14 protein-coding genes are annotated in these 16,040 nt (G+C 70.5%); 9 read left to right on the plus strand and 5 right to left on the minus strand.

The window, feature by feature from the left end; all coding sequences use genetic code 11:
* Positions 1 to 2: 2 nt before the first annotated feature.
* The 4 genes from NBY65_RS12315 to NBY65_RS12330 all read right to left on the minus strand — a co-directional run bounded on the left by NBY65_RS12315 (position 3) and on the right by NBY65_RS12330 (position 4,407).
* Positions 3 to 839, minus strand: a complete 837-nt coding sequence (locus tag NBY65_RS12315; RefSeq protein WP_150041523.1) for an ABC transporter permease — start codon at positions 837 to 839, stop codon at positions 3 to 5.
* The gene (locus NBY65_RS12320; RefSeq protein ID WP_150041524.1) at positions 836 to 1,576 is read right to left on the minus strand and encodes an ABC transporter ATP-binding protein; all 741 of its coding nucleotides are present in this window, start codon (positions 1,574 to 1,576) and stop codon (positions 836 to 838) included. Before NBY65_RS12320 ends, NBY65_RS12315 begins: the two co-directional genes overlap by 4 nt.
* 106 nt (positions 1,577 to 1,682) lie before the next feature.
* Entirely contained in the window at positions 1,683 to 2,849 is a 1,167-nt protein-coding gene (locus tag NBY65_RS12325) for a hypothetical protein (protein ID WP_150041525.1), read from the minus strand.
* 16 nt (positions 2,850 to 2,865) lie between these two features.
* A complete protein-coding gene (locus NBY65_RS12330) occupies positions 2,866 to 4,407 on the minus strand; it encodes a hypothetical protein (RefSeq protein ID WP_150041526.1) in 1,542 nt (513 codons plus the stop codon).
* Between the two features lie 157 nt (positions 4,408 to 4,564).
* On the opposite strand from NBY65_RS12330, the gene NBY65_RS12335 reads away from it, so the two are divergent.
* The 5 genes from NBY65_RS12335 (at position 4,565) to NBY65_RS12355 (ending at position 10,372) form a co-directional block, all read left to right on the plus strand.
* A complete protein-coding gene (locus NBY65_RS12335) occupies positions 4,565 to 5,287 on the plus strand; it encodes a metallophosphoesterase family protein (protein WP_150041527.1) in 723 nt (240 codons plus the stop codon).
* A gap of 94 nt (positions 5,288 to 5,381) precedes the next feature.
* Entirely contained in the window at positions 5,382 to 6,854 is a 1,473-nt protein-coding gene (locus tag NBY65_RS12340; protein ID WP_150041537.1) for a PfkB family carbohydrate kinase, read from the plus strand.
* Between the two features lie 69 nt (positions 6,855 to 6,923).
* A complete protein-coding gene (locus tag NBY65_RS12345; protein WP_162530944.1) occupies positions 6,924 to 8,036 on the plus strand; it encodes an IS4 family transposase in 1,113 nt (370 codons plus the stop codon).
* A 331-nt stretch (positions 8,037 to 8,367) separates the two neighbouring features.
* Positions 8,368 to 9,021 carry a glutathione S-transferase gene (locus NBY65_RS12350; protein ID WP_150044237.1) on the plus strand — a complete coding sequence of 218 codons (654 nt, stop codon included), beginning with the start codon at positions 8,368 to 8,370 and terminating at the stop codon, positions 9,019 to 9,021.
* A 64-nt stretch (positions 9,022 to 9,085) separates the two neighbouring features.
* Positions 9,086 to 10,372, plus strand: coding sequence for an MFS transporter (locus NBY65_RS12355; protein WP_150044235.1), 1,287 nt, complete (start codon positions 9,086 to 9,088; stop codon positions 10,370 to 10,372).
* 9 nt (positions 10,373 to 10,381) lie between these two features.
* Here the strand turns inward: NBY65_RS12355 and NBY65_RS12360 are convergent, their stop codons facing one another.
* Positions 10,382 to 10,849 (minus strand): hypothetical protein, encoded by a 468-nt coding sequence (locus NBY65_RS12360; RefSeq protein WP_150044233.1) that lies wholly within the window; start codon positions 10,847 to 10,849, stop codon positions 10,382 to 10,384.
* Positions 10,850 to 11,129: 280 nt separating this feature from the next.
* Here NBY65_RS12360 and NBY65_RS12365 point away from each other — a divergent pair, with 280 nt between their 5' ends.
* From NBY65_RS12365 to NBY65_RS12380, 4 genes are all read left to right on the plus strand, one after another.
* Positions 11,130 to 12,245 (plus strand): glycosyltransferase family 4 protein, encoded by a 1,116-nt coding sequence (locus tag NBY65_RS12365; RefSeq protein WP_150044231.1) that lies wholly within the window; start codon positions 11,130 to 11,132, stop codon positions 12,243 to 12,245.
* Between the two features lie 35 nt (positions 12,246 to 12,280).
* Positions 12,281 to 13,258: a CobW family GTP-binding protein gene (locus NBY65_RS12370; RefSeq protein ID WP_150044229.1), complete on the plus strand. Its 978-nt coding sequence runs from the start codon at positions 12,281 to 12,283 to the stop codon at positions 13,256 to 13,258.
* A gap of 3 nt (positions 13,259 to 13,261) precedes the next feature.
* Positions 13,262 to 14,302, plus strand: a complete 1,041-nt coding sequence (locus NBY65_RS12375; RefSeq protein WP_150044228.1) for a WD40 repeat domain-containing protein — start codon at positions 13,262 to 13,264, stop codon at positions 14,300 to 14,302.
* A gap of 319 nt (positions 14,303 to 14,621) precedes the next feature.
* Complete coding sequence (locus NBY65_RS12380; RefSeq protein ID WP_150044226.1) at positions 14,622 to 16,040, plus strand: hypothetical protein; 1,419 nt, start codon at positions 14,622 to 14,624, stop codon at positions 16,038 to 16,040.

Below are 16,040 nucleotides of genomic sequence, written 5' to 3' on the forward strand. Positions count from 1 at the left end.
CGTCACTCGCCGATATTGAGCAAGGCGCCCCGCTCCCGGGCCGCCCGGAACTGGACGAGGAACAGCAGCCCGGCCAGGGCCAGCCAGATCCCGTTCAGGCCGAAGGCCCAGGCCAGGTGGTTCCAGGCGATCTGGCCGTGATCGAGCGCTGCCCGCAGCCCCTCGAACACATGCGCGGCCGGCAGGGCCAGCGCGAAGGGCTGCAGCCAGCCCGGCAGCACCGAAACCGGATAATAGACCGCGGCGAAGGGGGTCAGGGCGAACAGGATCGACCAGGCCAGGGCCTCGGCCCCCGCGCCATGGCGCAGGATCAGGCTGATCACGCCCAGCGCCACCCACCACCCCATCATCAGCAGGCCGATGGTGAACAGCACCAGCACCCAGCCCACCGCGAACAGGTTGAAGGCATAGAGCGCCCAGGCCAGCAGCACCGCCGGCAGCACGCCGAGCGCCGTGCGCACGATCGAGATGCCGAACAGCGCCGCCACCAGCTCCCACGGTCGCAGCGGGCTGACGAAGACATGGCCCAGGTTACGCGACCAGATCTCTTCGAGGAACGAGATCGCCACCCCCATCTGGCCGCGCAGCGCGATCTCCCACATCAGCACCCCGCCGAGCAGGATGCCGAAGGCCACCGCCCCGGTGCTGCCCATGCGCTGGCTGAAGAACGAGGCGGTGAAGCCCCAGATGCACATCTGCAGCGCCGGCCAGTAGGCCAGCTCCAGCAGGCGCGGCCAGGAGCGCCGGTACAACGCGAGATGGCGGTACATCAGCCCCCAGATCCGCCGCAGCGAGGCCCGGCCCTGCGCGGAGGCGGAGGAGGAAGCAACCCCGCTCATGCCGCGTCCTCCCGCGCCCGGTTGCGGGCGATGTCGAGGAAAACTTCCTCCAGGTCGTCGCGGCGGTAGCGGGTCAGCAGCTCGGTCGGGCTGCCGCGATCGACGATGCGGCCCTGCTTCATCATCAGCACGTGGCTGCACAGCCGCTCCACTTCGGCCATGTTGTGCGAGGCCAGCAGGATCGAGCAGCCGCTCGCCGCCTGGTAGCGTTCAAGCCAGCTGCGCACCCGTTCGCCGGTATCGGGATCGAGGCTGGCGGTGGGCTCGTCGAGCAGCAGGACCTCCGGGCGGTTGATCAGCGACTTGGCCAGCGCGACCCGGGTTTTCTGCCCGGCCGAAAGCTGCCCGGCCGGGCGCTGCAGCAAATCCCCGAGATCGAGTTCCTCGGCGAGTTCGGCGATGCGGCGTTCGGCGTCGGGCACATCGTAGAGATGGGCATAGACGCGCAGGTTTTCCACCACGCTCAACCGTTGCGGCAGGGCGACGTAGGGCGAGGAGAAATTCATCCGCGCGAGGGCGGCGAAGCGGTTCCGGGCCATGTCGTGGCCCAGGATGCGGATGCTGCCGGCGGTGGGGATGAGCAGCCCGAGCAGCATGGCGATGGTGGTGGTCTTGCCCGCGCCGTTGCCCCCGAGCAGCCCCACGGTCCGGCCGCAGGGCACCGAGAAATCGATGCCGTCCACTGCCAGGGTCTCGCCGTAGCGCTTGGTCAGGCCGTTTGCCGTGATGACGTCCATGCAAGCGGCTTAGGCCGCGCCGATGCCGCCGCCAAGGGGGGATCGGCCACTGCAACGGCGCCGGGTACCGGCGGGGGCGGTCGGCACCGCCCCGCCGCCTGCCCGGTCACGCCCGGGCGAGGGGATGCACCGCCCGGCCCTGGTACAGGGTGATGCCCCGTGCCAGGCCCCAGGCCAGCGCGGCCGGGGTGTCGACATGGCACAGCACCACCTGGCCAGGCTCCGGCAGCCTTGCGCCATCGCCGTCCGCAAGCGCCGCGGACCAGCGTAGCTGCAGCAGGTCCAGCTCCATCTGGTGCAGCGGGAACACCTCCAGCAGCTCCGGCGTGACGTCGCGCAGCCCCAGGCGATAGCCACGGGTGTGGGCGAAGTCGCGCGCGAACAGGAAGGCCGCCGGGTCGGCCATCAGGTCGGGCAGCGCCAGGTCGATCACCACCTGCCCGCGCAACACCCCCGGCAGCACCGCGTCGAAGCGCAGGAACTCTGGCGACAGCACCGAGGCCACGTTCAGGTTGAGGCTGAACGGCCCGGCCTCGCGCAGTTCCTGCGGCGCCGCCAGCAGCGCCAGCATGCGTCGGTCGAGCGTGCGGGTGAGGCGGCGGAACAGCCAGGGATCGGCCCGCACCGACCGGTCCGGACAAAGCTGGGCGGCGATTTCGGTGATCGAGAGATGGCGCGTTTCCCAGCAGGGCAGCAACCCTTCTTCGGTGGCCTCGCAGATCTGCCGGCGGCGCACGAAGCGGGCGACATCGGCGCTGGCGAGGTCGCGCTCGATCCCGGCCAGGGCCTGCGGGTCCAGCGGGTCCAGTTGCGCTTCCGGGTCGGACGGCTGCGCATCCGGTGGCCGCGACGCGTCCTCGATGATCCGCAGCAGCGTCCCGGCGTCCTGCGGCAAATGCAGCGTCAGCGTGAGCGTATCCGGATCCGGCAGCACATCGCCTTCGTCGGCGAAGAGGTGCAGCACCGTCTCCATGCTGGTTTGCAGGGCCGCGCTGGCGTCCCCCCGCCAGACGATGGCGACATCGCCGTTGGGCAGGGCGAATCGCTCTGCGCGGTCGGCATCCACCAGCGGGTCGATCGCTGCCTGCGCCAGCCGCAGATGATGCGGCCGGGCCAGCACTTCCGGCAGCCCTGACAGCCGCAGCAGCAGCACTTCCCGGCCAATGTCCGAACCGGCGCAATCGCGTGCCAGCTGTCCCAGGCGGGCCGTGTCCGCCGCGATGATATCGGTGACGTCCTGCGCCGGGGTCGGGCGGCGGGGCCATGGGCTCATGAGTGCGACTTCCGGGTCATGCAACCAGCTCGGCGGATGCCAGGGGCGCCGGCACCGGGGGAAGCGGCACCGGCAGGGAGGGGGCCAGCAGCCCGGGGGTGCGGCAGCCGGTCCGGCCGGCCGGGCCGCTTGCCGCGGCGCGCTCGATGCATTCGCGCAGCGTGCAGCCGGCCGCATCGTGGCAGCCGACCATGCGCGTCGCCGCCAGCATGGCGTCGATATGCCGCCCCTGGAACCGCCTGATGTCGTGCGACAGGCCCCAGCACAGCGCGGTCTCGGTGTCGGCGCGATGCAGCAGGATCCGGTCCGGGCCGATGCGCTCGATCGTGGCGGCGAGTTGTTGTCGTTCCTGGGCCGGCAGCTCCCGCAGGCGCGGCGACCACTCCAGCTTGAGCAGGTCCGGCTGCAGCGCCTCGGGCCGGGCGATCAGCAAAGTGAGATGGGATACCTCGCCCAGGATCAGCCGCAGCCCGGCCTCGACCAGCAGCGCCCGCGCCCGGGCGAACGACACCGGGTCGCCGCAGGCTTCCAGCAGCGAGACTTCCACGCCGAGGGCAATGCCGGCGTCGCGGCACGACGCTGCGTAACCGGCAAAGGCATCGGACAGGATCAGTGGCAAAGTCAGTTCGAGATGCAGCGCCACCCATCCCCCCGCGGGCACGCAGGCGGCGAAGGGGCCGCCCTGGCCGGCCGCCCCCTGGCCGGCCGCCTGGTGCAGCAGTGCCAGCAAGCGCCGGTCCAGTCGCCTGGCGAGGTGGCGGAACAGGAACGGATCCGCGCCGGCCTGGCCCTCGGCGGCGAGACGTGCCTCCAGCGCGGCCGTGGCCAGGATCACCTTGCGATAGATCGGTCGCAGTGACGGCCCGTCACCCTCCGCCGTATCGGTGCCGGCCGGTCCCGTCATCAGGACACCGGTCTGCAGGTGCACCAGGTCCCCGACCGCGGTGTCGTCCACCAGCGCGGCAATCGCCGCCACGGCCGCGATCTGGCCGGGTTCCCCCGCCGCCTGTTCCTGGGGCGGACGCGCCGGTGCGTCCGCGGCGCGGGCAGCGGCATAGGCCTGCAGCCCCGCGGTGTCGCCGTCGAGGTGCCAGATGCTGATCACCCGGGTCGGGTCGGGGGCATCGACGCGCAGGAGCCGGCCGAGCGTGGCCGGCAGGTCCGCCGGGTCGGCCAGGCCGATCGTGCCCACTGGCCGCGGCGCCGCCGGCGCCCGCTTCTCGGCCAGGTGACAGAGCAGGACCATGTCGCCGTTGCCCAGTGCGAAGACCTGCCCTTCGTGCCGCTGGGCCGTGTCCTGCAGGATGGCGCGCGCGATGCGCTGATGGTGCGGACGTGGCGCCGGCGGGTCCAGCCGCGACAGGTGCAGGACCAGTGCCATGCGGCCTTCCGGCCGCCGCAGCGCCCGGCGCACCGCATCCAGCAGCAGGTGCTCGCCCCCCCCTTCCGGCGCCATGGCCGGTGGGGAGGCCACCCGCAATCGTTCCCTGGGCAGCCGGTCCGTGACCGGACCGCTCCAGCTTGCCCGCCCCTGTTCCTGCTTCGCGATATGCTGCATCAGGTCCATCTTGCCGCCTGGCCCTCCGCCGGGCTTCCTGCCCGTCCGCCTCGTGCGGCCCATCCCCGGTTCCGGTACCGGCCGCACGGGTGACGCCGTGGGCTGTGACCCGGCACTGCCTCGAAACCGGGCGGGCCAGTCACTACACTGGAGCGTCATGATTACCTTCGCGTTAGCACCCGCCACTCTTCCCGCCGGAGAACGTGTCTATGCCGTCGGTGACGTGCATGGCTGCTCCGACCGCCTCCGCGCGCTGCATCGCGAGATCAACCGCGATCTCGTCGCCCGCCCGGTCGCGGACGCGCTCGTCATCCACCTCGGCGACTATGTCGACCGCGGGCCGGACAGCGCCGGCGTGGTCGAGACGCTGCTGCAGCCCTTTCCCTTCACCGGCGAAGGGCCCGGCCCGCGGGTGATCAACCTCATGGGCAACCACGAGGAGATGATGCTGATGTCGCTGGCCGACGCCGACACCGCCCCGGTCTGGCTGGCCAATGGCGGCGACATGGCGCTGGAAAGCTGGGGCGTGTCGCTGCGCACCCGGGTGCGCCAGTGGGTGGCGGCCATCCCCGACCGCCATTTGTCCTTCCTGCAGGCGCTGCCGCTGATGCATGCCGCCGGCGGCTACGTGTTCGTACATGCCGGGCTACGCCCGCGAGTGCCGCTGACGCGCCAGTCCCGTTTCGACATGCTGTGGATCCGCGAGCCGTTCCTCTCCTTCGAGGGCGACCTGCCCGGCGTGGTGGTGCACGGCCACACCCCCGAACCCGAGCCCGTGGTCCGTCCCCACCGGATCGGCATCGATACCGGCGCCTGCATGGGCGGGGCGCTCACCTGCCTGGTCCTGGAAGCGGACCGGATGAGCTTCCTGCGCGCATGACCCGCGGCCCCTCTCCGGAGCCTGGGCGCGCCTTGCCGTGATTCCCCGTGCCTGACTGCTTGCCTCCGCCTGCCGACAGCGCTACGGCATGATGATGCAAGTCAGCGACGCGCCCGCCCCCCGGGCCGAACCGCCTGTTTCCACCCCCGATCTCGCCGACGCGGTCCGTCGCCTCGGACGAACCAGTGTCCTCGTTGTGGGCGACGTCACCCTGGACCGCTATGTCTATGGCGAGGTCGACCGCATCAGCCTGGAAGCGCCGGTGCCGGTGCTGAGCGTGCAGCGCGAGATCGCGGTGCCCGGCGGCGCCGGCAACATCGTGCGCAACCTCGGCGCGCTCGGTGCCGCGGTCGCCTTCGTCTCTGTGGTGGGCGACGATTCCGCCGGCTCGGAACTGACCGGGCTGGTCGGCACCCAGCCCGGGGTGGAACCCTGGCTGCTGGTGGAAGGGTCACGCGCCACCACGGTGAAGACCCGCTTCATCGCCCAGGGCGGGCACCAGGGCCACCAGTTGCTGCGCGCCGACCACGAGGAAACCTCGCCGATCAACCCCCGGCTGGCCGACCGGCTGATGCGCATCGGCCGGGACGCCATGGCGGCGACCTCGGTGACGGTGCTGGCGGACTACCACAAGGGCGTGCTGGCCGGCGACATCCCGACCCAGTTGATCGCCGCCGCCAGGCGGCTCGGCCGGCGCATCGTCGTCGACCTGCGCGGCAACGACTACGCCCGCTACGCCGGCGCCGACGTGCTGCTGACCTCGCGGCGCGACCTCGCCCGCGCCTGCACCATCCCGCCCGACAGCGATGACGGCTTCGTCGCCGCCGCCGAGTCGGTGCGCCGCCTGCACGACATCGGCGCCATCATGATCACCAGCGCCGAGGCCGGCACCACCCTGGTGCATGACGGGGCACCCTTCCACTGCCCGGTCGAGGCCACCGACGTGCTCGACCTCTCCGGCGCCGGCGACACCACCTCCGCGACCGTGGCGGCCTGCCTCGCCGCCGGGCTCGACCTGCCCACCGCCACCCGGCTGGCGACCATCGCGGCCGGCATCGTGCTCGGGCGCATCGGCACCGCGGTGGTGCGTGAACACGACCTGACCGCCGCCCTGCTGCCCCATAGCGGCGCCCTGCAGAAGATCACCGCCGGCGAGGCCGCCGCCGAACGCACCGAACGCTGGCGCCGCCGGGCCCTGCGCATCGGCCTGGTGCACGGCTGCTTCGACCCGCTGCGCGCCGGCCATATCCACCTGCTGGAACAGGCCCGAGCCGCCTGCGACCGCCTGATCGTCGGCGTCTACGACGACGCCATCGTCCATCGCGACAAAGGCCCGGACCGGCCGTTCCAGCCCGAGGCCGTGCGCGCCGCCCGGCTCGCCAGCCTGGGCTGCGTCGATCTCGTCGTGGTGCTGAACGACGCCGATACCAGCAGCCTTATCACCAACCTGCGGCCCGACCTGCTGGCCGGTACGATGAACCCGGCGGAAGCCGACCACGTCCGCGGCTACGGCGGCCAGATCCTGCTCGCCGAGCGCCTGCCGGAACCGTCCGGGGCGAACGACTAGCCCGGGGCGCTGCCCCATAGGCGTTAGGATATTCTTGCGCTGAGGGGTTTGGCTTATTTTATGAGGGAGATGCAGACATTTGCATCTCCCCATGCGGATGACTGGGCCTTGGTTCGGTCGCGGTTGCCGCGCGATCTGGATCTGTCGCGATTGGCGCGTGAGACGAAGGCGCTTCTCCGGCTGCGCGGTGTGCGGGATGCGGAGAGCTTGCTGCGGTTGGCGCTGGCGCGCGGTCCGGGGGGGCTGTCGATCCAGGAGACGGCGGCCTGGGCTGAGTTGGTGGGGGTGGCCCAGCTGAGCGGCCCATCGCTGCACGATCGGTTGCATCAGTCCGTCGATTTTCTGCGGGCGATCGTGAGGTCTCAGCTGGAACACGGCCGGTCGGCGCACTCACCGCTGTGGGCCGGGCGACACCTGCGCATTGTCGACAGCACCAGCCTCAGCCAACCTGGCAGCAAGGGGACCGATTGGCGGGTGCACGCGGTCTACGACCTTGCCGCGGGCGGGTTTACGCATCTGGAACTGACCGATGCCAAGGAAGGCGAACGGTTCAGCCGAGGCGCTCCGGTGCCGGGTGAACTCCGTCTGGGCGATCGTGGCTTCTGCAATGGTCCCGAACTGGCGCGCTACCTGCAGCAGGCTGGCGAGGGGGGCGCCGATTTCATCGTCCGCATGCGCTGGAACACCTTGCCCCTGCGCGATGACACAGGGGATCCCTTCGACCTGATCCGCTTGCTGCAGCAGATTTCCCAGCCGGGCGAGGTAGGCAGCGTTCTCGTCAACGCTGTGACGGGCCGCGATCGCCCCCTGCTGCCGTTGCGGGTGGTGGCGCTGCGCCTGCCCGCAGAAAAGGCCGCGGCCAATCGCAAGCGCTTGTTACAGAAAGCCAGCCGCCAGCAGACCACGCCCGACCCCCGCAGTCTCATCGCAGCGGAGTTCCTCATCCTGGGCACCACCCTCCCCAGCGAGATCCCGGCCACGGAAGTGCTAACCACCTACCCGCTGCGCTGGCAAATCGAACTCGCCTTCAAGCGGCTCAAATCGCTGCTGCACATCGACCGCCTTCCAACCCACACCCAGACCGGCGGACAGGTTTGGCTCCATGCCCATCTCATCCTGGCGCTGCTCTGCGACACGGTGAACCGGGATTTCCTGGCCTTTTTCCCCTCAGGACCTCAGTGAAGCCAACGCCGCCCCATCCTTGTGGCGCAGCTCCAAAATGGTCCTGCGCACGTTGCTCCAGGCCGTGCTCGGTGCCATCGGGCTGCTCAAGCTCCTCGCCAACGCCGCCAGCGTCCATCGCAAACTCGCCGATCCCCCACGACGCCGACAAAGGCAGGTCAATTATGCCCCACAGGCGCTATCCTAACGCCTATGGGGCGTTGCCCCGGACCCGGCAGGAGGCTTCGCCTCCTGCACCTCCACCAAGGGCACGGCCCTTGGAACCCATTGTGCGGACCTTCGCGACGCGGGCGTTTCGCGGCAAGCTGCCGGGCAGCGAAGGAGAAATGCCATGCCCGAGAGTCGCCTGGTGATCGGTACACGCCGCTACTCGTCCTGGTCGCTGCGCGGGTGGCTGGCCGTGCGGCTGGCCGGGCTCGATGTGGAAGAGCAGGTGCTGGCCCTGGCGGGCGGCTCCACGCCGGCGGTGAAGCAGGCCACGCCCTCCGGGACGGTGCCGTACCTGGAGCATCGCGGCGTGCGGGTGTGGGAGAGCCTGGCGATCTGCGAGTACTGCGCCGATCTCGCGCCGGCGCTGTGGCCGCAGGAGCCGCGGGCGCGGGCCTGGGCGCGGTCGATCGCGGCGGAGATGCATGCCGGCTTCCGTGAGCTGCGCATGGCGATGCCGATGAGCCTGTTCCGGCAGGCGCAGGGGGCGGGGCGGACCGAAGGGGCACTGGCCGACATCGCGCGGATCGACGCCGGCTGGGCGGAAGCGCTGGCGGCGTCCGGCGGGCCGTTCCTGTTCGGGGCGGCGTTCGGCGCGGCGGATGCGATGTATGCGCCGGTGGTGTGCCGCTTCCTGACCTATCAGCCGGAGCTGTCGGCGGCGGCGCGCGGCTATTGCGCGACGGTGCGGGCGCATCCGCTGCTTGAGGAATGGTACCGGCTGGCGGCGGCGGAGCCGGCGGCGTGGCATCTGGCGAAATACGAGGCGCCGGCCTGACGCCCGACAACCGGCCCTGGCCGGCGGCGTTGTCGGGCCGTCGGCCGGGGGCGAGGAGGGGGCTTTGCCGCAACAGGTGTCGTCGCATCCGCAGGCACCTGCGCGCCGGGTCGGCCGGGCGCTGGACTGGCTGAATTTTGTCCTGGCGGATGTGCGTGACGGGCTCGGACCCTATCTCGCCGTCTATCTGGTTGCCGTGCGTGGACCGCAGCAGGGGTGGAACGAAGCCTCCGCCGGCCTGGTCATGACCATCGCCGGGGTTGCCGGCCTGCTGGCGCAGATCCCGGCGGGGGCGCTGATCGACCGTACGCGCCACAAGCGCCTGCTGGTGATCGCCGCCGCCGTGGCGGTGACGCTCGGGTGCCTCGCGCTTCCCTTCGCCGACGGCTTTGCCACCGTGGCGGCCACCCAGGCGCTCGCCGGGGCGGCCGGTGCCGTGTTCCCACCTGCCATCGCCGCCCTGACTCTCGGATTGGTGGGGCCGCGCCGGTTTTCCCGCCGCGTCGGCCGCAACGAGGCCTGCAACCATGCCGGCAACGCGGCTTCGGCCGCGCTGGCGGCGGCCACCGCGGTGGTGTTCGGGCCGGTCGTGGTGTTCTGGATCATGGCGATCCTGGCCGGGCTGAGCATCGTCGCCACGCTGATGATCCCGCCCGACGCCATCGACCACGTCGCGGCGCGTGGGCTGGCGCATGACGCGGCGGGGGGCGGGGCCGGGGCGCCGTCGGGCCTGCGTGTCCTGCTCGCGAACCGGGCGTTGCTGACCTTCGCGGTGCTGGTGACGGTCTTTCACCTGGCCAATGCCGCCATGCTGCCCTCGGTGGGGCAGTTGCTGGCGCACGTGGTCGGCAAGGAGGACGCCACCTCGCTGGTCGCCGGCTGCATCGTCGCGGCCCAGTGCGTCATGGTGCCGGTGGCCGCGGTGGTGGGCGCCCGGGCGGACGCCTGGGGGCGCAAGCCGATCCTTCTCGCCGGTTTCGGCGTCCTGGCGGTGCGGGGGCTGCTCTATCCCGTGTCCGACGATCCGGTCTGGCTGATGGGCGTGCAGTTGCTCGACGGGGTCGGCGCGGGGATCATGGGGGCGCTGTTTCCCGTGGTGGTGGCCGATCTGACCCGCGGCACCGGGCGCTTCAATGTCAGCCAGGGCGCGATCGCCACGGCGCAGGGGCTGGGGGCGGCGCTGAGCACCACCCTGGCCGGGACGATCATCGTGACCTTCGGTTATGGCGACGCCTTCCTGACCCTGGGGGTCATCGCCGTGCTGGGCTGCCTTGGTACCCTGTTCGCCATGCCGGAAACGCGGGAGCCCGTCGGCGCTGCCGCGGCGCCCGGGGTCACGCCGGCAGGGTAGGGGCTCCCGTCAGGCTCCCCGCCGCGCCATCAGCAGTTCTTCCAGCCGCAGACGCGTCCTGTCAGCGGCCTGCCGGGCCGATTCGGCGTCCGCATGAGCCTGCAGCACTGCCGCGGCCCAGCCCGGCATCGGCTCGCCGAGAGCGTCGGACGTGGCTGCCGCCAGGCGGGAGAAGGCAAGGGTCATGCGGTCCTGTTCCTCATCGGGCTGGAGCGCGTTGCTCACGACCTGGCACGCCGCCACTTCCAGCGCGTGCGCCGTGGCCAGCGAACGGTCGGGTTCGCGCAGGAAGACCTCGCGCAGGATGCGGGTGGCGGTGGCGCGATCCGCGGCGTCCAGGACGGCCTCGTCCCCCGTGCCGAAGCCGCGCAGCCTGCGCCCGTCCGTGTCCGAGGACGGCAGCAACCGGGCCGCTTCCCGGATGGCTTCGGCCAGCTCCGCCGATGGACGTTCCAGGGGGGACGTGTCGTCGCTCATGCCGCGGCGGCCTCCGTGCTGGGCCATGCCGTCTCCGCGAGGGAAGATCGGCCGGCCTGGGTTTGATCGGTTGTATAATGACCACAAAAGACACGCGACAAGGGAAACCTGCTCTCGCCTGCCCGCCGCGACATCTGGCAAGTGCTTGATCGAAGTTACATTTCGACCCGGCTGTCGTATCAGCGCTGCCCTTGGTCCGGGGGCGCCGCGAGGTGGGCAGGGCTGATCCGGCGGCGGGCCCTGTCGCCGTGCCGGCGCATCCGCGCTACAGACCATCGCGATGTGCAAGGACAGGATTGCGGTCGTCCTACCGCCACGGGAAGCCTTCTCGCCACTGGCAGCCGGGGCCATCGGGCTGCTGGCGCACCGGCTGGTGGTGCAGCCTTCGGCCTTCGTGCCGGTGGTGTACGGACCGGAAGTGGCGGCCCCGTTCACCGATGTCACCTTCCGTCCGGTCCGTCCGGCCTGGATCCTGGCCAGCCAGGCGATCCGCTATGCCGCCGCGCTCGGTCGTCGGCTCCGCCGTGATCCGCCGGCGCTGGTGGAAGTGCACAACCGCCCGGACGTCGCCCTGTTCCTCGCCGCCCGGCTGCCGGTGCCGGTGATGCTGGTGCTGCACAACGACCCGCAGGGCATGCGCTGCGCCCGCACCGCGCAGGAGCGCCATGCGCTGCTCGACCGCCTCGCCTGCGTGGCCACGGTCTCGGAGTTCCTGCGCGCGCGGCTGCTGGCGGGGGTCGAGGTGCCGCCGCGGGGACCGGTGGTGGTCCCCAACTGCATCGACTTCGCCGTCATCCCGCCCGCCGGGCCGCGCGAGGACCTGCTGCTGTTCACCGGCCGGGTGGTCGCCGACAAGGGGGCGGACGTGTTCGTCGCCGCCTGTGCCCGGGCCCTGCCGCATTTGCCCGGCTGGCGGGCGGCCATGATCGGGGCCGACCGGTTCGGCCCCGACAGCCCGGAGACGCCGTTCCTGCGCGACCTGCGTCCGCGTGCGGCGGCGGCCGGGGTGACGCTGCATGGCTACCTGCCGCACGACGCGGTGCTGGCGGCGCTGGTTCGCGCCGGCATCGCGGTGATGCCCAGCCGCTGGCAGGAGCCGTTCGGGCTGGCGGCGCTGGAGGCGCTGGCCTGCGGTGCACCGCTGCTGTGCTCGATGCGCGGCGGGCTGGCCGAAGTGGCGCGTGGCGCGGCGCTGCCGGTCGATCCCGACGATCCGGCGGAGCTGGCCGGGGCGATGCTGGCGCTGGCCCGCGATCCCGATCGCCGCGCCGCGCTCTCGGCCGCCGGGCGGGCGCGGGCGGCGGCGTTCGACGCCCCGCTGGCCGCATCGCGGCTGGATGCGCTGCGCCGCGATGTGCTGGCCGCATGGTCGCCGGGCGCACCCCGCCCTATATGAGCGGCAAACCCGCGCGTTCACGGAGCGAGATCCCCATGGCGGATGCCAATTCCCAGGACCAGGTGCCGGTCACGGTGCTGACCGGCTATCTCGGTGCCGGCAAGACCACCCTGCTCAACCGCATCCTCACCGAGCAGCACGGCCGCAAATACGCCGTGGTGATCAACGAGTTCGGCGAACTGGGCGTCGACAACGACCTCGTCGTGGACACCGACGAGGAAGTCTTCGAGATGAACAACGGCTGCATCTGCTGTACCGTGCGCGGCGACCTGATCCGCATCATCGGTGGGCTGATGAAGCGCCGCAACCGCTTCGACGGCATCATCATCGAGACCACCGGCCTCGCCAATCCCGCGCCGGTGGCGCAGACCTTCTTCGTCGACGACACCGTGCGGCAGAAGACGCGGCTGGATGCGATCGTGACGGTGGTGGATGCCAGGCACCTGCCGCAGCGCCTGAATGACAGCCACGAGGCCGCCGACCAGATCGCCTTCGCCGACGTGATCGTGCTCAACAAGACCGATCTCGTCACCGCGGAGGAGCTGGCCGCGGTCGAGGCGCGGATCCGCGAGATCAATCCCTTCGCCCGCATCCTGCGCGCCGAGCGCGCCAACGTGCCGATCGCCGAGTTGCTCGACCAGGGTGCCTTCGACCTCGCCCGCATCCTGGCGCAGCGTCCCGACTTCCTCGAGGACGAAAGCCACGAGCACAACGAGGAAGTCCGGTCGATGAGCTTTGAGCTGGAGCAGCCGATCGACCCCGAGCGCTTCAACGCCTGGATCTCGGCGTTGCTTGCCGAGCGCGGCCAGGACCTGCTGCGCACCAAGGGCATCCTTGACTACAAGGGCGAGGACCGGCGCTTCGCCTTCCAGGCTGTGCACATGATGGCCGATGGCGACTTCATCGGGCCGTGGAAGGACGGCGAGCCGCGTCGCTCGCGGCTGGTGTTCATCGGCCGCAACCTCAACCGCCCGCAATTGCGGCGCGGCTTCGAGAGCTGCGTGGCGGCCTGAGGCATGAACCAGGTTCTTTCCGCCGACCATCTGCTGGAGACCCGCGGGGTCTCGCAGCAGACCGATGCCTTCGTGGTGGCGGTCGCCTTCGAGCGCGCCGGCCCCGATTGCGCCTTCGCGCTCGGCGACGGCACGCTGCGGATCGTTGCGCGCGCGGGCGGCGACTGGCGCGGCGTCGAGGTGCATGACGGGGCGGTGCAGGCGCTCGCCGCCGACGCGGCGCCGACCGGGTTCCTCTCGGGCGGGGATGACGGCCGGCTGTGCCGCGTCGCCGGGGAGGACGTCACCGAGATCGCCGGCTTCGGCATGATGAAATGGGTCGAGCACGTCACCAGCTTCAGCGACGGCAAGGCCGCCCTGCGCGCCTGCGCCGTCGGCAAGGTGCTGCACCTGTTCGACGGCCAGGGGCGCCGGCTCAAGGCGCTCGAGCACCCGTCCTCGGTCACCGGCATCGTGTTCGATGCGAAGGGCAAGCGTATCGCCGCGTCCCACTACAACGGCGCGAGCCTTTGGTATGTCGCCTCGAAGACCGACAATCCGCGCAAGCTGGAATGGAAGGGCAGCCACACCGGCATCGCCATCAGCCCCGATGGAGAGGCTGTGGTCACCGCCATGCAGGAGAACGCGCTGCATGGCTGGCGGCTGACCGACGGGCAGCACATGCGCATGACCGGCTATCCGAACAAGACGCGGGCGCTGAGCTTCACCCGCAACGGCAAGTGGCTGGCGACCTCCGGGGCCGAATCGATCGTGCTGTGGCCATTCTTCGGCGGCGGGCCGATGGGCAAGGCGCCGACGGAACTGGCCGGCGGCGACGACATCACCTGCACGATGGTGGCCTGCCATCCGCAGCACGAGGCGGTGGCGGCCGGTTTCTCCGATGGGCTGGTGGTGCTCGCCGACATCAACGCCGCGCGGATCCTGCCGGTCTGTGGACCGGGCCGCGGCCCGGTCTCGGCGCTGGCCTGGAGCGCCGAAGGCTCGCATCTCGCCTTCGGCACCGAGACCGGCTTCGCCGCCGTCGTCGATTTCTCAAAGCGTTAAGGGAAGATCGCCCGGGCCGGAATGAGAGAACATCCGGACCGGGCCTTGCGGCAGTGGATCCCCGGTTGAAGGTCGGCTTCCCAAAAGTCGAATCGTGACGTCCCTGGGCGGCATTGGCCTGGGTATTCCGAAAGCGCGGTTCGAATCACAATTATATGAGCATTGTATTAATAAATTATTGTCGCCGCGGCATTTGGTATCAATGGAAATGGAAGTTTTTCATCAGGTGCCAGGGGCTCCGTGTCCCGGTCCCTGAAAGACGGCGGTACATGAAAATGGCCCGGGGCGGTCCCCGGGCCTGCTGCGTGGAGGGCCGAGGATGGACGTCCAGACGGATTTCCGCGCGACGGCACGGTCGCAATTCCTCAACCGCGAGGCCGCCGAGGTCTACCTGCTCCTCGACTACCTGTCAGGTCGCTCGGACAAGTCCCTGGCCGGGATTCATGGGGGGGGAGCCGCCGTTTCAGGCCCCCGGTCGCAGGACGTGTCGCTCGTTCAGCAAGCCACGTCGGACGGGGGGCGGCGAGCGGAGGTCGAGGGGGACCTGCAGGGCGCCACCTTGCTGGTCCGCCGTGCCATGGCGATCAAATATCCTTTGACGGAGCAGTCGGCCAGTTTCGACGCGGACGCGGCCTTCCTGGTGCGGGCAAGGGATGTGCTGAATTCCCGGGCATGGCCTGCCAATGGCTCGACCATTGCGTTCACCTTGATGGTTTCGGGGGAGCAGTCGGTGAATGCGGCCGGGACAGCGACCCCGCCGGACAACACGGCCCTGCAGTTCGCGAAGGAAGCCTTCCCCGGACTCGTGGAACCGGCGGTCGTTCTGCTCAGATCCGTGCGCCGGACGGTCCTGCTCGCCAGCATCTGCCTCGTGGCGGCGATTTTCCTGGCGGCCTACACCGCGTTGGGGAAGACGTTGCTGGATACCTACGACGCGATCCGGCGCGATGCCGGGGCCGTGAGGACCAGGATTGCCAGCGCGGAGACGGCGGGCATCCTGTACGGCGTCTCCATGCCTGACCGGGACGGTGCGTCGCCCGCGGCGGCCGATCTTCTGCGGCGGCCGACGGATGAGGATGTCGTCGTCAGCAATCTCAGGCGGCGCATGTGCCATGTGGAAGGGACGCCGGCACCGGCAGCGCCGGATGCCGCCGGTGCCGGTACGGGACGATCGGGCGCCACGGCCACCCTGGCCACGAAATATGCCTTCTGCGATGAACTCTCCGACCTGGACGACCGGATTTCCCGGATGAAGAAACACCTGGTCCAATGGGCCTACTACTGGCCATTGTTCCGGGAGGGGCCGGATGAGCAAACCGGGCCGGCGGTCATGTCCGTGCTCGGCAATTACATCCTTCCCATCCTGTATGGCTTCCTGGGATCCGCGGCGTTCGTGCTGCGGCGTTTCGAGGATCGGCTCGGCCGCAGCCTGCTGACGCCGCGCGTGCGCCGGTGCAACAACATCCGGCTGGCGCTTGGGGCGCTGAGCGGGGCCTGCATCGGCCTGTTCTCGGCCAGTTCGGCGGCGGCCTCGCAGGAGCGGGGCTTCCTGGGGCTCGCGGTCACGCTGTCCGCCTCGGCGCTCGCTTTCCTCGCGGGATATTCCGTGGAGGCCGTCTTCCGCACCCTGGATGCGTTGATGAACCACGTCTTCCGGGTGAACGAGGTCGAGTCCGCGGGTGAGGCGCCCGTTCAGGTGAGTGCCGCTTCCACCGGGCTGCTGAAAGGTTCCAGCTGA

This window comes from Rhodovastum atsumiense (assembly GCF_937425535.1).
Lineage (GTDB): Bacteria > Pseudomonadota > Alphaproteobacteria > Acetobacterales > Acetobacteraceae > Rhodovastum > Rhodovastum atsumiense.

What these genes read in the sequence shown, in the direction of transcription:
- NBY65_RS12340 (WP_150041537.1), top strand. Translation starts at nt 5,382, where the DNA reads ATGCAAGTCAGCGACGCGCCCGCCCCCCGGGCCGAACCGCCTGTTTCC.
- NBY65_RS12370 (WP_150044229.1), top strand. Translation starts at nt 12,281, where the DNA reads ATGGCGGATGCCAATTCCCAGGACCAGGTGCCGGTCACGGTGCTGACC.
- NBY65_RS12380 (WP_150044226.1), top strand. Translation starts at nt 14,622, where the DNA reads ATGGACGTCCAGACGGATTTCCGCGCGACGGCACGGTCGCAATTCCTC.
- NBY65_RS12345 (WP_162530944.1), top strand. Translation starts at nt 6,924, where the DNA reads ATGCAGACATTTGCATCTCCCCATGCGGATGACTGGGCCTTGGTTCGG.
- NBY65_RS12330 (WP_150041526.1), bottom strand. Translation starts at nt 4,407, where the DNA reads ATGCAGCATATCGCGAAGCAGGAACAGGGGCGGGCAAGCTGGAGCGGT.
- NBY65_RS12360 (WP_150044233.1), bottom strand. Translation starts at nt 10,849, where the DNA reads ATGAGCGACGACACGTCCCCCCTGGAACGTCCATCGGCGGAGCTGGCC.
- NBY65_RS12320 (WP_150041524.1), bottom strand. Translation starts at nt 1,576, where the DNA reads ATGGACGTCATCACGGCAAACGGCCTGACCAAGCGCTACGGCGAGACC.
- NBY65_RS12350 (WP_150044237.1), top strand. Translation starts at nt 8,368, where the DNA reads ATGCCCGAGAGTCGCCTGGTGATCGGTACACGCCGCTACTCGTCCTGG.
- NBY65_RS12335 (WP_150041527.1), top strand. Translation starts at nt 4,565, where the DNA reads ATGATTACCTTCGCGTTAGCACCCGCCACTCTTCCCGCCGGAGAACGT.
- NBY65_RS12365 (WP_150044231.1), top strand. Translation starts at nt 11,130, where the DNA reads ATGTGCAAGGACAGGATTGCGGTCGTCCTACCGCCACGGGAAGCCTTC.
- NBY65_RS12315 (WP_150041523.1), bottom strand. Translation starts at nt 839, where the DNA reads ATGAGCGGGGTTGCTTCCTCCTCCGCCTCCGCGCAGGGCCGGGCCTCG.
- NBY65_RS12375 (WP_150044228.1), top strand. Translation starts at nt 13,262, where the DNA reads ATGAACCAGGTTCTTTCCGCCGACCATCTGCTGGAGACCCGCGGGGTC.
- NBY65_RS12325 (WP_150041525.1), bottom strand. Translation starts at nt 2,849, where the DNA reads ATGAGCCCATGGCCCCGCCGCCCGACCCCGGCGCAGGACGTCACCGAT.